Genomic DNA, 13,441 nt, shown 5'->3' with positions numbered 1-13,441 from the left:
CATTAAGGTAGTATCCAGTTCCGGCGAGATGGGTGGCTCGGAGGAGGAGCGGATGCGGATTCTGGTGACCGGCGCGACCGGGAACGTGGGCAGGCTGGTGGTCGACCACCTGCTGGCAGCGGGGACAGCAGAGACGGCGGGGACGATCGAGGTGCGGGCGCTGACCACCAACCCGGCGAAGGCGGCGCTGCCGGACGGCGTCGAGGTCGTCCAGGGCTATCTCGGCCGGACCGAGACGATGCCGGCGGCGCTCGACGGGGTCGACCGGATGTACCTGGCGCCGCTGCCCGGCACCGCGCGCGAAGTGCTGGCACTGGCCGGAAAAGCCGGGGTGGACCGGGTCGTCGCGTTGTCCGGCGGGCAGGGCAGCTGGTGGTACGGAGTGCAGGAGGCGGTGAACGAGTCTGGCATCGACGCGACCCACCTCGAACCGGGCGAGTTCATGCTGAACTCGACGATGTGGGCGGAGCAGATCCGGACCACGGGCGTGGTCCGGGACGCCTACCCCGGCTCGGCGAACGCGCCGATCGACCTCGACGACATCGCCGCGGTGGCAGCCACCGTGCTGCTCGAAGACGGCCATCTCGGCCGGTCGTACGAGCTGACCGGCCCGGAGACGATCAGCCGGGCCGAGATGGTCCGCTGCATCGGCGCCGCGCTCGGCCGGGAGATCCCGTTCGAGGAGCTGACCCACGAGCAGGCGGTCGAGCTGCTCACCCCGAGCATGGGCGAATACGCCCGCTGGTACGTGGACGGAATGGCCGAACTGGCGGCACATCCGCAGCAGCCGACGGCCACCGTGCGGGAACTCACCGGACGCCCGGCCACCACCTTCGCGGCATGGGCGGTCCAGCACGCCGGCGAGTTCCGCTGACAGCACAGTAAAGTGTTGCCCGGTACCCCTAGTACACCGGGCAACACTCTCACTGACGGCCGATTACTTGGCCAGCGCCGGATTGGGGCCGTACGGGCCGGTCACCCATTCCTCACCGGGTGCGTTCGGCACGGTGAGCAGTTCCATGGCGTGCCCGTCGGGGTCCTCGAAATAGACCCCGCGGCCGCCGTTGTGGAAGTAGATCTCGCCCATCGCGGCCTTGTCGGGAGTGCCGTAGTAACGGGCGCCGGCCGCGGTGATCCTGGCGAAGGCCGCGTCGAACTCCGCTTCACTGACCAGAAAAGCGTAGTGCTGCCAGCCGAAGTTCTCGGCATCCATGAAGTCGAGCAGCACCCCGTGGTCGAGCTCGATCGGCACGAAGAAGTCATGCGCGCCGACTTCGAGGCCGAGGATGCCGGCGAGGAACTCGGCGGAGGCGTGCTTGTCGGTGGCCGGGACGATGGTGTGGTTCAGCTGCACGGACATGGTGGAACTCCTTTTCTGTAGGTGTTTCAGGCGGCATAAGGACGAACGGCGCGGGCGTCGCGAAGGGCGTGCGCCCACCAGCCGAGCTGGTCGAGCATTTTCTTCGCGGCGGATCCGACGCCCACCGCGTCCTTCGGCAGCCCGGTCTCGTCGAACAGGCGCTCGTAGGAATGGAAGCTGATGGTGTCGCGGACCGTGGTCGCGTGCACCTCGGCGAAAACCAGGCGCAGGTGCTCCACCGCCCGCAGGCCGCCACCGATCCCGCCGTAGGAGACGAAGGCGACCGGCTTGGCCTGCCATTCGTCGAAGAACCAGTCGATGGCGGTCTTCAGCGAAGCCGGGAAACTGTGGTTGTACTCCGGGGTCACCACCACGAACGCGTCCGCCGCAGCCACCCTGGCGGCCAGCGCCCGCACCTTCGCCGGGGGCTCCTCCTCGTCCGCGCCCAGCACCTCGGGCAGCTGGAGCTCGGCCAGGTCGATCACGTCGACGGTCATCTTCTCGTGCCGGCGGGCCTGGCCGATGAACCAGTCGGCCGCCACCGGACCGAACCGGCCCCTGCGGGTACTGCCCACGATCACCGCCAGCCGCAACGGGTTGTGCTCGGACATCAGGTGCTCCTCCGGGTCGTCGTTTCCGTTTCCCTTGCTGAGTTCCACCCTGCCGAGCGGCACTTACCGGGTACTGCCGATCGGCTTACGGTCGGCTTCCCGAGCACTGGAGGACTCGATACCGGTGGGACACAACGCGGAGGAGCACCGACGAGGGTGCATAGCGCTCCAGCCGCCTTAAACACTGCGTTACGGTGACGCCATGCGATTCGGAGTGCTGGGGGCGCTCGCGGTGTGGACGCGGGACGGCGATCCGGTCACCATTCCCGGCCTGAAGGTCCGCGCGCTGCTGGCCGACCTGCTCGCGCACGAGGGGAAGACGGTTTCCGCGGACCGGCTGGTCGAGGATCTGTGGGGCGACCGGCCGCCCGGCAATCCCGCCGGCGCGCTGCAGGCCAAGATCTCCCAGCTGCGCCGCGCGCTGGACGAGGCCGAACCGTCGGCGAGGCGGCTGGTGGTGTCCCGCGCGCCGGGCTATCTGCTGGAGGCCGGGCCCGAGGCGGTGGACTCCGGCCGGTTCACCGCACTGCTGACCCGCGCCGGCGAAACCGGCGACCCGCGTGCGAAAGCGGCCCTGCTGGCGGACGCGCTGGCGCTGTGGCGCGGCCCGGCGTTCGCCGACTTCGCCGACGAGGAGTTCGCCGGTCCGGTCATCTCGAAGCTGGAGGAACTGCGCCTTTCCGCGCTGGAGGAGCAGGCCGAGGCGCGGCTCGAACTCGGTGAACACGCCGTGCTGGTCGGTGAGCTCGGTGACCTGGTGGCCCGTTATCCGCTGCGGGAACGGCTGCGTGCCACCCAGCTGCGCGCCCTCTACCGGGCGGGACGGCAGAGCGAGGCGCTGCAGAGCTACACCGACCTGCGGGACCGGCTGCGCGACGAGCTCGGGCTCGACCCCGGTCCCGGCCTGGTCGCGTTGCACGGCGCGATCCTCGCCCAGGATCCGCGGCTGGACGCCACGCCCGCCGCACCGGCCAAGAGCCGGACGAACCTGCCGGCCGCGGTCACCGGACTGCTCGGCCGGGACGGCGCGGTGGCCGAGGTGCGCGCACTGCTCGAACGGGACCGGCTGGTCACCCTGACCGGCCCCGGCGGGGTCGGCAAGACCAGGCTGGCCATGGAAACGGCGGGCGAGCTGGTCGACGCCCATCCGGACGGGGTGTGGGTGGCCGAGCTGGCCGCCTTCGACCGCGGCCGGAACCTGAACTGCGCCAGCGTGGTGGACGTGGTGATGGCCGCGCTCGGCATCCGCGACGAGACCGCGTCCGGCCCGCTGCCGGCCGGGCGGCCGGTGAGCAGGACCGAACGGCTGAGCAGTGCCCTGCGCAGCAAGCGGATGCTGCTGGTGCTGGACAACTGCGAGCACGTGGTGGAGCCGGTGGCCGAGCTGGCCGGGCTGCTGCTGCGGGCCGCGCCGGAGCTGCGGCTGCTGGCGACCAGCCAGGAACCGCTCGGGCTGGCGGGTGAGGTGGTGTGGCCGGTGCCGCCGCTGGCGCTGCCCGGTCCCGGCGCGGAAACCGACCCCGCCGCGCTGCGCGAGTTCAGCTCGGTGCAGCTTTTCGTGACCAGGGCCGCCGCCGCGTCACCGGGCTTCACCCTGGACGAGGAGAACGCGGCGGCGGTGGCCGCGATCTGCCGGCGGCTGGACGGGATCCCGCTGGCGCTGGAGCTGGCCGCCACCCGGGTGCGCGCGCTGGGCGTGCACGAGCTGGACCGCCGGCTGGACGACCGGTTCCAGCTGCTCGCCGCCGGCCATCGCGGTGCACCGGCAAGGCAGCAGACGCTGCGCGCGATGATCGACTGGAGCTGGCAGCTGCTGACCGTGCCCGAGCGGGTGGTGCTGCGCCGGCTGGCCGTGCACGCCGACGGCTGCACGCTGGCGGCCGCCGAAGCGGTCTGCGCCGGGGACGGCGTGGCCACCGGGGACGTGCTCGACCTGCTGGCCAGGCTGGTGGACCGCTCACTGGTCGTGGTGGTGGACGGCTGCGGCGGGCACCGGTACCGGCTGCTCGAGTCCGTCGCGGCGTACTGCGTCGAACGGCTGCGCGACGAGGACGAGCTGGAACGGGTGCGGGACCGGCACAACCGCTACTACCTCGAACTGGCCGAGCAGGCCGAGCCGCAGCTGCGCGGGCGCGCGCAGCGGAAATGGCTGGAACGGCTGGACGCGGAGACCGCGAACCTGCGCGGCGCACTGGAGGGCGCGTTGCGCCGCGGCGAGCCGGCGGAGGCGCTGCGCCTGGTCAACGCGCTGGCGTGGTACTGGTTCCTGCGCGGACGGCTCGACGAGGGCGCCCGGTCGCTGGAGCTGGCGCTGGCGGGCGCCGACGCGGAACCCGGGGTCGCCGAGGCCACGGCCTGGCGGTCCGGGATCGGGCTGATGGGGCAGCGGCCAGGCCCGGCGGCGACGCCGGTCGCGTTCGAGCGGATCGCCGATCCCGGCCGCCGCGCCAGGGCCGAGTGGTTCGTCGGCGAGGTGCTGCTCGGCGCGGGTGACCTGTCCACCAGCGAGTGGCTGGTGAACAGGGCGCTGGCCAGGTTCCGCGAGCTGGACGACCGCTGGGGCGTGGCCGCGGCGTTGAGCGCCCGCGCGTCGCAGGCGTTGGTGCGCGGGGATCTCGTCGCGCTCGAACGCGACGGTGAGCGCAGCGGCGAGCTGTTCCGCGAGCTCGGCGACCGCTGGGGACAGCTGCGGGCCACCAACGTGCTCGGCTCGCTGGCCGAGATCACCGGCGACTACGAGCAGGCCGCGCGCCTGCAGCGGGACGGCCTGCGGATGGCCGAGGAGCTGGGACTCTGGCCGGCGGTGGCGGACAAACTCGCCGGGCTCGGCAGGCTCGCGCTGCTGGCCGGCGACCTCGGCCAGGCGCGGCTGCTGCACGAACGGGCCTCGCGGCTGTCCGCCGAGCAGAGCTACAAGGGCGGCGAGATCTTCGCCGAGGTCGGCCTCGGCCTCGGTGCCCGCCGGGAGGGCCGGCTCGACGACGCGGAAGCCCATGTGCGGCGCGGCCTCGAATGGAACCGCCAGGTGCATTACGAACCGGGAATCGCGCAGGCGCTCAACGAGCTCGGCTTCATCGCCGAACTGCGCGGTGACGCCGAAACCGCACGGGCCAGGCACCTCGAAGGACTGGAAACCGCCCGCGCCACCGGTGATCCCCGAGCCATCGCACTCGCCTTCGAAGGCATGGCCGGTGCCGCGGCACTCAGCGGCGACCACCGCCAAGCGGCCCGGCTGCTCGGCGCGGCCGCCGCCGCCAGGAACTCGGTGTCCGCCCCACTTCCCCCACGGGAACGCCTCGACGTCGACCGCATCACCGCCATCGCCCGAAAAGCCCTCGGCGAGGAGCTTTTCCAGTCCGAGTTCACCCACGGCACCGAGTCGTCCCCCTGACGTTCTGCTCACTCGTCGCGGGTGAACGCCTCGTGCAGCTCGGAGATCGGCGGCAGCTCGGCCACGAACCCGAACCTGCCCCCGCGCATCTGCCGCGCCGCGTCCATAAAGGACTTCAACGCGATCCTGGAGAGCGCGCCGCCGATGCTCACCCGCCGCACCCCGACCTCCGCCAGCTGCTCCAGCGTGATCGACGGATCCGCGAAGCCCATCACGACGTTGACGGGCTTGCCCACCGACGAGACCACCGTGCGCATGTCGGCCAGGGTGCGAAGTCCCGGCGCGTACAGCACGTCGGCGCCGGCTTCCTCGAATGCCTGCAACCGCCCGATCGTGTCGTCGAGATCGTTGACGCCGTGCAGCAGGTTCTCCGCCCTCGCGGTGAGCACGAAGGGCAGGGGCAGCGAGCGCGCCACCTCCACCGCCGCGCGCACCCGGTCGACGGCCAACCCGAAGTCGTAGATCGGCGTGCGACGGTCCCCCGTGTAGTCCTCGATGGACGCTCCGACCACGCCGGACGCACAGGCCGCCTCGATCATCTTCGCCGCGTCCACGGGGTCGTCGGCGAAGCCGTTCTCGAGATCGGCGTTCACCGGCAGTGGCGTCGCCTCGCTGAGCGTCCGGCAGTTGTCCAGAATCTCCTGCCGGCCGACGCGGGTGCGGCCTGCCAGGTTGGCCACGCCGAGGCTCGTGGTGGCGAGGGCTTCGAAACCGAGGCCGGCCAGCAGACGGGCGGTTCCGGCGTCCCAGGGATTCGGGAGCAGAAAGGGCTCCGGCCGTTCGTGCAAGGCGCGGAACCGCGCGGCTTTGGCTGCTTGATCGGTCATCGGACGAGGCCTCCCAGGGGTGCTGCGACAGGCTCACTGTGCTCGCGGTCCGTCCGTCATGCAAATGCATAGTGCTGACGATTCTCATCAGGAATGCTGATGGCATGACGTTCGACGAGATCGAAGCCTTCGTCTGCATCGCCGAGGTGGGCGGGTTCACCGAGGCATCCCGGCGGCTGCACCGTTCCCAGCCCGCGATCAGCCGGCGGATACACGAACTGGAGCGCACCCTCGACGCGGTGCTGTTCGAGCGGGTCGGCCGCCGGGTAACGCTCACCGCCGCGGGGCGCGCCCTGCTGCCGCACGCCGAGGCCGCACTGGCCGCGATCCGCGACGGTGCGCGGGCCGTCCGGGACCGCCCCGGCGACGCGCTGCCCTTCCGCCTTGCCATCGTCGGCACACTGGCCGACTCGCACATCGTCGACGCGCTGCGCGAGTTCACGTCGAAGTCCGAGGTCCCGGTCGATCTGCGCACCGCGACCAGCCGCGAGGTGAGCGCGCTGGTCCGCAGCGGCGATGCGGACCTCGGCCTGCGCTACCACCCCGATGCCGACCCCAAACTGGAGTCGATCCCGCTCGGCGAGGAGAAGCTCTACGTCGTGGTGCCCGCCTCGCACCGGATCACCGCCCGTCGGCTGCCGGACCTGCGCCCGCTGGCGGACGAGAAGTGGCTCGGCTTTCCGGCGGAACGCGGCCGCCATGACTCGTTCCGCCGGCTTCTCGAACGCCAGTTGACCGATTCCGATGCGGCGCCCCCGTCGATCACCACGGTGGACAGCCTCACCGCGCAGAAGCGACTGGTCGAGGCCGGGCTCGGCGTCGCGCTCATGCCCGTCAGCAGTGTCCGGGAGGAGCTGCGAATCGGCAGCCTTCGCACGATCGATGTGCCCAGCATGAACGCGCGCATACCGGTCGTCGCCGTCCGCCGGACCGCCGGCCACCAGAGCCAGGCGGCGGCGGAGTTCCTGAAGGTGCTGGCCAACCACACACCGGACCTACTGGGTTCCTAGCACCTCGACACGCTCTTTGCTCCTCCGTGACATCGGCGGAACAGGGAAACTCCAGGAACCAGCATCGCACTCGACGGCGCGCGGCCGCCACCGGCCGAATATCCGGACGTAACGAACGGACAACTCGCCGCGAGAAAGCGCTTCGAGAATGCTTCTGAGTTCGGAAAGATCACGGTTGTTCCGCGCGTCGATCTCGATGGCAGGCAGTTCGCCGATGAAAAAATCCGCCACCGAACCGGTGACCCGCAGCTCGAGTGCGGGCGCCTGACCGAGCGGAGCCACCTTGAGCACGTGCCGATCGGGCCCGGTCACCTCGTGGCCGACCCTGGCGACCTCCTCCGGCTGATGCGCGGAAACATAATCCATGAGCACCGCCACCAAGGGGTTGTCGAACACACGGTCACGCCCAAATGCCCTCAACGCCGCCAGCTTCCCACCCGAACCACGACGCGACCAAAACCAGCTTTGGCGCCGAACGGGAGTTGATCGATCCCACCGAGACATCCATCGGAACCGTCAGGTGGCCGTTACAGCACCTCACAACAGCACCCGGTCGGTTATCCAACCGTGATTCCAACCGCCATGAACCAGACTTTGTGGTCGCACAACCATTCTTCGGGTCCGCTAGGGTTCCTCGACCCCGTCGGGCAATCGGTGACAGAAAACAGGAGAAACGTGACAGGCTCCTCAGTGGTGCGGCCATCCCGGCGCACACCGGCGGTTCTGCTGTACCTGCTCGCGGTGTGCCCGCTGTTCCTGGCGCTGCTGCTCGCCCTGCGCGCGCCCCGCATGCACGTCCTGCTCGACTACTGGCATGTGCTGGCGAAGATCACCGGCGACGACGGCTCGCTGCTGCCGGGGATGGTCTTCGGCTATCACCTCGACCAGCCGTTCGTGCTGCCGTCCCTGCTGTTCTGGGCGGACGCGGCCTGGTTCGGCGGCGACAACCGCGTGCTGACCGTGCTCACCGTCGCCATGGTCGCGGCGGTCGTGGTGCTGCTCCACCTGATGCTGCCCGCCACCACGGCCCCGGTGCGCAAGGCCGCGCTCACCGCGGGTTTCGCCTTCCTGCTGCTGTCCTCGCATGCGGCCGAGCTCTGGTCGCAGGGCACCAACGGCATCAGCTGGGTCCCCGCGGTGCTGCTCAGCGTGCTGGCCATCGCGCTGGCGCACCGCGGCCGGTTCTGGCCCGCGGTGCTGGCCGCGGCGTTCGGCTGCCTGAGTTTCAGCGCCGCGTTCGGGGCCTGGTTCGCGCTGGCGCTGATCTTCTGGCTGCGGCGCGACGCCCGGTACAAGGTGCTGGTGCCCCCCGTCGCGGGGGTGCTCGTGCTGGCCTTCTGGTTCCTCACCAAACCTTCGGGGCAGCAGTCGCTGGCCACGTCCGCGTTCGACCCCGACGGGCGGCTTTCCGTGGTCCTCGCCGCCATCGGCGGTCTGTGGTCGGCCGACGTCGCGGTCGTCGCGGTACTGGCCGGTGGCCTCACCCTCGCCCTGCTGGTGCTGCCGGGCCGGTCCGCGGTGCTCCGCCGGGTGCACGGCGAACCGCTCCGCACCAACGATTCCGGCTGGATCGGGCTGGCAGCCTACGCCGTCGCGCTGGCGGTGATGCTCGGGCTCGGCCGCACCACGGCGGAGGCGCCGTCCGGCAACGCCGGCCTGATCAGCCGGTACGTACTGGTCGCCGCGCTGGCCACCTGCGCCCTGCTCGCCCTCGCCGCGCTGCACCGTCCGGCGGTACCCACCAGGTACGTGGTCATCGCGGTGGTGGCGGTCGGCCTGGTCACCCACGCCATCGGCGGCACCAAGGCCGACGCGGTGCGGCGCGCCTACGAGCCACTTCGGACCGCGGCCGTCGCACTGCGCCTCGAAGCACCGGAAGCCCTTGCCGCACTGCACATCCAGCCGTCGGTCATCCCCGCCGCACGGGCACTCGGCGGGTACCCCTTCACCGACGACTTCACCCTCGGCTGCCACGGGCTCGAACTCGGCGGCCACGTCGAGCTCGCACAGGCCTGGCCGTCGAAGGGTGCCGTGGAATCCGATGGCGCGCTGCTCACCGGCTGGGCCACCGTTTCCGGCTCCGATGTGGACTGCGTGCTCGTCACCGACGAGCACGGGACCGTGGTCGGTGGCGGCGTCACCGGGCTGACCCGGCCCGGCGCGCCCGGCGGCGCCGGCTGGCAGGCGGTCGCCGCACCTGGCACCGCGCGCCCCCAGGTCCTCGTCTCCGCCGGAGGCGCGCTCTACCGGGTCGCCGGTGACCCGGTCAGGGGCTGACGGCGAGGAAGACGAAGCCGGCGAACAGCGCCAGGTGCACCCCGCCCTGCAGCACGGTCGCCCGGCCTGGCACCACGGTCAGCACGCCGACCACCATGGTCAGCGCCAGCATCACCATGTGCGTGGCGCCAAGGCCGAGCGTCAGCGGACCCTGCAGCCACACCGACGCGACCGCGATCGCCGGAATGGTCAGCCCGATGCTGGCCATCGCCGAGCCGAGCGCCAGGTTGAGGCTGGTCTGGATCCGGTCGCGCTTGGCCGCGCGCACCGCGGCGAGGGTCTCCGGCAGCAGCACCAGCAGCGCGATCACCACACCGACCACGGACGGCGGCAGCCCGGCCGCGGCCACGCCCGACTCGATCGCGGGTGAGACCGCCTTCGCGTTGCCCACCACCGCGACCAGCGCCACCACCAGCAGCCCGAGGCTCATCAGGGTGACGCCCGTGCTCGGCGGGGCGGCGTGCTCCTCGCTGTCGATCACGTCGCCGTCGTCGTTCACCGGGAGGAAGTAGTCGCGGTGCCGCACGGTCTGCATGGCGACGAACAGCCCGTACAGGCACAGCGACGCGACCGCCGCGAAGGCCAGCTGCCCGGCCGAGAACTCCGGGCCTGGCCTGCTGGTGGTGAACGTGGGCAGCACCAGGCTCAGCACGGCCAGCGTGGCCACCGTGGCCAGCGCGCCGCCGGTGCCCTCGGCGTTGAACACCACCACCCGGTGCCGCAGGGCGCCGACCAGCAGGGCAAGCCCCACGATGCCGTTGCAGGTGATCATCACGGCGGCGAACACGGTGTCGCGGGCCAGCGACGCGGACTTCGGCCCGCCGTCGACCATCAGGGTGACGATCAGCGCCACCTCGATCACCGTCACCGCCACCGCGAGGACCAGCGAGCCGAACGGCTCCCCGACCCGGTGCGCGACCACCTCGGCATGGTGCACGGCGGCCAGCACCGCACCCGCCAGGCAGATCGCGACCAGCACCACGGCGAACGCCGGCAAGGTGCGACCCCAGGACAGCAACAACGCCACCACCGCGACCAGCGGTACCCAGGTGGTCCACTGCCGCATCGAGACTCGGATCGGCTTGGTCATGACCACACGCTGCCAGATGGGTACCGAAACCGCCTGGTCAGCGGTGGCCGTTCGTGACCACGGTGACAGTAACAAGTTGGTCACAGCGCGCCGATGACGGTTCTATCCAATACATGGAAACCGATTATTCTTTCGGGTGAAATTGCGGGGCTTGTTTTTGCTTCGCGGTATTATTGAGGTGTTGGTCCGATACTTTTCAGGGGGTTTTCATGTTACGTCGTTTGGGACCGGAGCCGGGTGATGAGACGTTGTCGCCGTCTCGATTTTTCGGGTTGTCCGCGGAGGCGATCGACGGGTTCGATGACGCTGGGTCGGTGGCTGCCGTGGTGGCTTCTCGCCGGTTGCGGTGTCAGTTGGATGCGGTGGAAGTTCGTTTTATCGCGCGGTTTTCCGCGCTGCGGGGTGGGGTGCGATCCGTTGTCGATGAGCTGGCGCCGGAGCTGCGGTTGTCGCGTGAAGCTACTGCGACTCGGGTGGCTTTGTCGGTGGCGTTGGTGAGCCGGTTGCCGTGTTTGTTGGCGGCGATGGAGGCGGGTGAGCTGGATATCGGTAAGGCCCGCCAGGCGTTCGATGGTATCGCTGTTCTGCCGGATGAGTTGGTGGGTGAGGCGGATCGTTTGCTGGCGGAGCGGATTGGTCAGAAGAGTCCGTCGAATTGGCGTAAGGCGGTGACGCATGTGGTGGCTGGGTTGGATCCTGAGGGGCAGAAGTCTCGTGCTGCGGCTCGTCGGCTGGATCGGAAGGTGGAGTTGATCCACGAGCCGGATGCGATGGCGTCGCTGTGGGCGTATCTTCCGGCCGAGATCGCCGCGGCGGTGTATGCGCGGGTGGATGCTCTGGCCCGCAAGCTCCACACCCGGGATGAGTCGCGCACGATGGATCAGCTTCGCGCGGATGTGTGCACCGAGTTGCTGCTGGGTCAGCATGGCGGTATCGATGGTGTGGCCGCTCAGGTGTTCATCCACATCCCGCTCGACACCGCCCTCGGCCTCCGAGAAGACGGCTGCGAGCTGGTCGGTCACGGCCCCATCCCAGGCGAGATCGGCCGCCACCTCATGAACCAGCCCGACTCGATCTGGCGGAAGGTTCTCACTGATCCGGTGTCCGGCACCGTCCGGGATGTCGGCCGGACTCGCTACCGGCCACCCGCCGACCTGGCCGAGTTGGTCCAAGTCCGCGACCGCACCTGCCGCGCCCCCGGCTGCAACCGCCCCGCGCAGCGGTGCGATACCGACCACTGCACCGCCTGGTCCGCCGATGGCCAGACCTGCGAGCACAATCTCTGCTGCCTATGCCGCTACCACCACCGGCTGAAAGACCAACCCGGCTGGACCTTCGACTTCGACCCGGACACCGCCGACCTCACCGTCACGACTCCGACCGGCCGCACCTACACAACCCGCCCCGAACCTCTCGTCGATCCAGCGGTGCCGTCGTCGAAAAACGACGACGAACCCCCACCCTTCTAACCATCCGGGTTCGAGGGTGGGTGGTCGCCTTGCAGGCGACGCGAGGCAAAATTTCGCTCCCCGCATCACCTTCCGCCGCTGGTCACCAGCGAAATTTCACCCCGCACCGGAAAGATCAGGTCCCGCGGGCAGCCACTCCCGCTGCGAAGGCCCTAATGCGAGTTCTGTTCGGAGGTTCCTGTCGTCGAAAAACACCGACGAGCCCGAACGTGGAACTCGCCCACCCCCAACGTTCGACTCGCCCCGCGCGAACGCAGAACTGCGCGAGTCCCACCTTCCAGCAGCGCGAGTCCCACGTTCGCCTCCCGCGAGTTCCACGTTCCGGCAGTGCGAGTCCTGCGTTCGAGACGTCGTCGAAAAACGACGACGAGCCTCCGCCCTTCTAGCCATCCGGCATCGAGGGTGGTGGTCGCCTTGCAGGCGACGCGAGGCAAAATTTCGCTCCCCGCATCACCTTCCGCCGCTGGTCACCAGCGAAATTTCACCCCGCACCGGAAAGATCAGGTCCCGCGGGCAGCCGTTCCTGTCGTCGAAGAACACCGACGGGCCCGAACGTGGAACTCGCCCACCCCCAACGTTCGACTCGCCCCGCGCGAACGCAGAACTGCGCGAGTCCCACGTTCGCGTCGCGCGAGTTCTACGTTCCGGCAGTGCGAGTTCCGCGTTCGAGACGTCGTTGAAAGCGGGCTAAGGGGAATCTGGGGGGACGGCGTGTAGGCGGCGCGCGCGTGGTGGTTCGTCTTCGGGGGGCTGGACCATGCGGATGAGGTCGGCGCGGGCCCTGGCGACCCGGGAGCGAATGGTGCCGATCGCGCAGTCGCAGTGCGCGGCGGTTTCGGCGTAGGACAGGCCGAACAGCTGGGTCAGCACGAAGGCGTCGCGGCGATCCGCGTCCAGGGCGTCCAGCAGTTCGTCCAGCACGACGCCGTCATCGAAACCGGGCAGGCCACGCGGCTGGGCCCATTCGACCAGCTGCTGCCAGTCGTCCCGCAGCACCTGCCGGGGACGCACCCGCACCGCGCGGATCTGGTCCACCGCGACGCGGCGGGCGATGGCGAACAGCCAGGTTCGCGCCGAGGAACGGCCGGCGAACCGGGGCAGCCCGGTGAGCGCCCGCAGGTAGGTCTCCTGGGTGAGGTCGTCCGCCACCGCAGCGCCGGCGAGCCGGGCGTTGAACCGCCACAGGTCACGCCGGGTGGCACGGACGAACTCCGCACGCGCCAGGTCGTCGCCGTCCCGCGCGGCCAGCGCCAAGGCGGTCACCCGCAGTTCACCCTCGCTCGTCATGAAACGGCAACTTAGCGCCGTCAGATGACCGTTCCGGTACCCGTCGCACACTGTGGGATTACCGCCGGATCCCGCACGCACCGGCCGGGCGGTGCGATTCTGTTCACCTCACCGACACA

The 13,441-nt window shown here is 70.1% G+C and carries 11 protein-coding genes; 5 read left to right on the top strand and 6 right to left on the bottom strand.

Translation table 11 applies throughout. From position 1 onward, the window contains the following. The first annotated feature begins 52 nt into the window (after positions 1-52). On the top strand, positions 53-874 hold the full coding sequence (locus AMYNI_RS0125015) for an SDR family oxidoreductase (RefSeq protein ID WP_026360898.1): 822 nt from the start codon (positions 53-55) through the stop codon (positions 872-874). Positions 875-937: 63 nt separating this feature from the next. Here AMYNI_RS0125015 and AMYNI_RS45350 read toward each other — a convergent pair whose 3' ends face one another. Both AMYNI_RS45350 and AMYNI_RS0125005 read right to left on the bottom strand, forming a co-directional pair. Further along, positions 938-1,360 carry a VOC family protein gene (locus AMYNI_RS45350; RefSeq protein ID WP_020670807.1) on the bottom strand — a complete coding sequence of 141 codons (423 nt, stop codon included), beginning with the start codon at positions 1,358-1,360 and terminating at the stop codon, positions 938-940. Positions 1,361-1,386: 26 nt separating this feature from the next. Continuing rightward, positions 1,387-1,971: an NADPH-dependent FMN reductase gene (locus tag AMYNI_RS0125005; RefSeq protein WP_026360897.1), complete on the bottom strand. Its 585-nt coding sequence runs from the start codon at positions 1,969-1,971 to the stop codon at positions 1,387-1,389. A 202-nt stretch (positions 1,972-2,173) separates the two neighbouring features. On the opposite strand from AMYNI_RS0125005, the gene AMYNI_RS0125000 reads away from it, so the two are divergent. Beyond that, positions 2,174-5,362 (top strand): AfsR/SARP family transcriptional regulator, encoded by a 3,189-nt coding sequence (locus AMYNI_RS0125000; protein ID WP_020670805.1) that lies wholly within the window; start codon positions 2,174-2,176, stop codon positions 5,360-5,362. A gap of 8 nt (positions 5,363-5,370) precedes the next feature. Here AMYNI_RS0125000 and AMYNI_RS0124995 read toward each other — a convergent pair whose 3' ends face one another. Next, entirely contained in the window at positions 5,371-6,189 is an 819-nt protein-coding gene (locus AMYNI_RS0124995; protein WP_020670804.1) for an isocitrate lyase/PEP mutase family protein, read from the bottom strand. 104 nt (positions 6,190-6,293) lie between these two features. On the opposite strand from AMYNI_RS0124995, the gene AMYNI_RS45345 reads away from it, so the two are divergent. Continuing rightward, the gene (locus AMYNI_RS45345; protein ID WP_020670803.1) at positions 6,294-7,199 is read left to right on the top strand and encodes a LysR family transcriptional regulator; all 906 of its coding nucleotides are present in this window, start codon (positions 6,294-6,296) and stop codon (positions 7,197-7,199) included. Here the strand turns inward: AMYNI_RS45345 and AMYNI_RS0124985 are convergent. Next, a complete protein-coding gene (locus tag AMYNI_RS0124985; protein WP_020670802.1) occupies positions 7,185-7,595 on the bottom strand; it encodes a hypothetical protein in 411 nt (136 codons plus the stop codon). The genes AMYNI_RS45345 and AMYNI_RS0124985 overlap by 15 nt on opposite strands. A 279-nt stretch (positions 7,596-7,874) precedes the next feature. On the opposite strand from AMYNI_RS0124985, the gene AMYNI_RS0124980 reads away from it, so the two are divergent. Next, entirely contained in the window at positions 7,875-9,476 is a 1,602-nt protein-coding gene (locus AMYNI_RS0124980; RefSeq protein WP_157357476.1) for a DUF2079 domain-containing protein, read from the top strand. Here the strand turns inward: AMYNI_RS0124980 and AMYNI_RS0124975 are convergent. Beyond that, complete coding sequence (locus tag AMYNI_RS0124975; RefSeq protein WP_020670800.1) at positions 9,466-10,566, bottom strand: calcium:cation antiporter; 1,101 nt, start codon at positions 10,564-10,566, stop codon at positions 9,466-9,468. The two genes, AMYNI_RS0124980 and AMYNI_RS0124975, sit on opposite strands and share 11 nt — an antisense overlap. Before the next feature lie 209 nt (positions 10,567-10,775). Here AMYNI_RS0124975 and AMYNI_RS48370 point away from each other — a divergent pair, with 209 nt between their 5' ends. Then, positions 10,776-12,035: an HNH endonuclease signature motif containing protein gene (locus tag AMYNI_RS48370; protein ID WP_084628459.1), complete on the top strand. Its 1,260-nt coding sequence runs from the start codon at positions 10,776-10,778 to the stop codon at positions 12,033-12,035. A gap of 687 nt (positions 12,036-12,722) precedes the next feature. Here the strand turns inward: AMYNI_RS48370 and AMYNI_RS0124960 are convergent. Then, positions 12,723-13,322 carry a sigma-70 family RNA polymerase sigma factor gene (locus AMYNI_RS0124960; protein ID WP_020670797.1) on the bottom strand — a complete coding sequence of 200 codons (600 nt, stop codon included), beginning with the start codon at positions 13,320-13,322 and terminating at the stop codon, positions 12,723-12,725. Positions 13,323-13,441 lie beyond the last annotated feature (119 nt).

The organism is Amycolatopsis nigrescens CSC17Ta-90, assembly GCF_000384315.1.
Taxonomy (GTDB): Bacteria; Actinomycetota; Actinomycetes; order Mycobacteriales; family Pseudonocardiaceae; genus Amycolatopsis; species Amycolatopsis nigrescens.
Note: the sequence above shows the minus strand (reverse complement) of the source record. Positions and strands in the feature narration are given on the sequence as shown.

Excerpts from the sequence above, each read along its gene's own strand:
- AMYNI_RS45350 (WP_020670807.1), bottom strand. The coding sequence starts at position 1,360 with ATGTCCGTGCAGCTGAACCACACCATCGTCCCGGCCACCGACAAGCAC.
- AMYNI_RS45345 (WP_020670803.1), top strand. The coding sequence starts at position 6,294 with ATGACGTTCGACGAGATCGAAGCCTTCGTCTGCATCGCCGAGGTGGGC.
- AMYNI_RS0125000 (WP_020670805.1), top strand. The coding sequence starts at position 2,174 with ATGCGATTCGGAGTGCTGGGGGCGCTCGCGGTGTGGACGCGGGACGGC.
- AMYNI_RS0124960 (WP_020670797.1), bottom strand. The coding sequence starts at position 13,322 with ATGACGAGCGAGGGTGAACTGCGGGTGACCGCCTTGGCGCTGGCCGCG.
- AMYNI_RS48370 (WP_084628459.1), top strand. The coding sequence starts at position 10,776 with ATGTTACGTCGTTTGGGACCGGAGCCGGGTGATGAGACGTTGTCGCCG.
- AMYNI_RS0125015 (WP_026360898.1), top strand. The coding sequence starts at position 53 with ATGCGGATTCTGGTGACCGGCGCGACCGGGAACGTGGGCAGGCTGGTG.
- AMYNI_RS0125005 (WP_026360897.1), bottom strand. The coding sequence starts at position 1,971 with ATGTCCGAGCACAACCCGTTGCGGCTGGCGGTGATCGTGGGCAGTACC.
- AMYNI_RS0124975 (WP_020670800.1), bottom strand. The coding sequence starts at position 10,566 with ATGACCAAGCCGATCCGAGTCTCGATGCGGCAGTGGACCACCTGGGTA.
- AMYNI_RS0124995 (WP_020670804.1), bottom strand. The coding sequence starts at position 6,189 with ATGACCGATCAAGCAGCCAAAGCCGCGCGGTTCCGCGCCTTGCACGAA.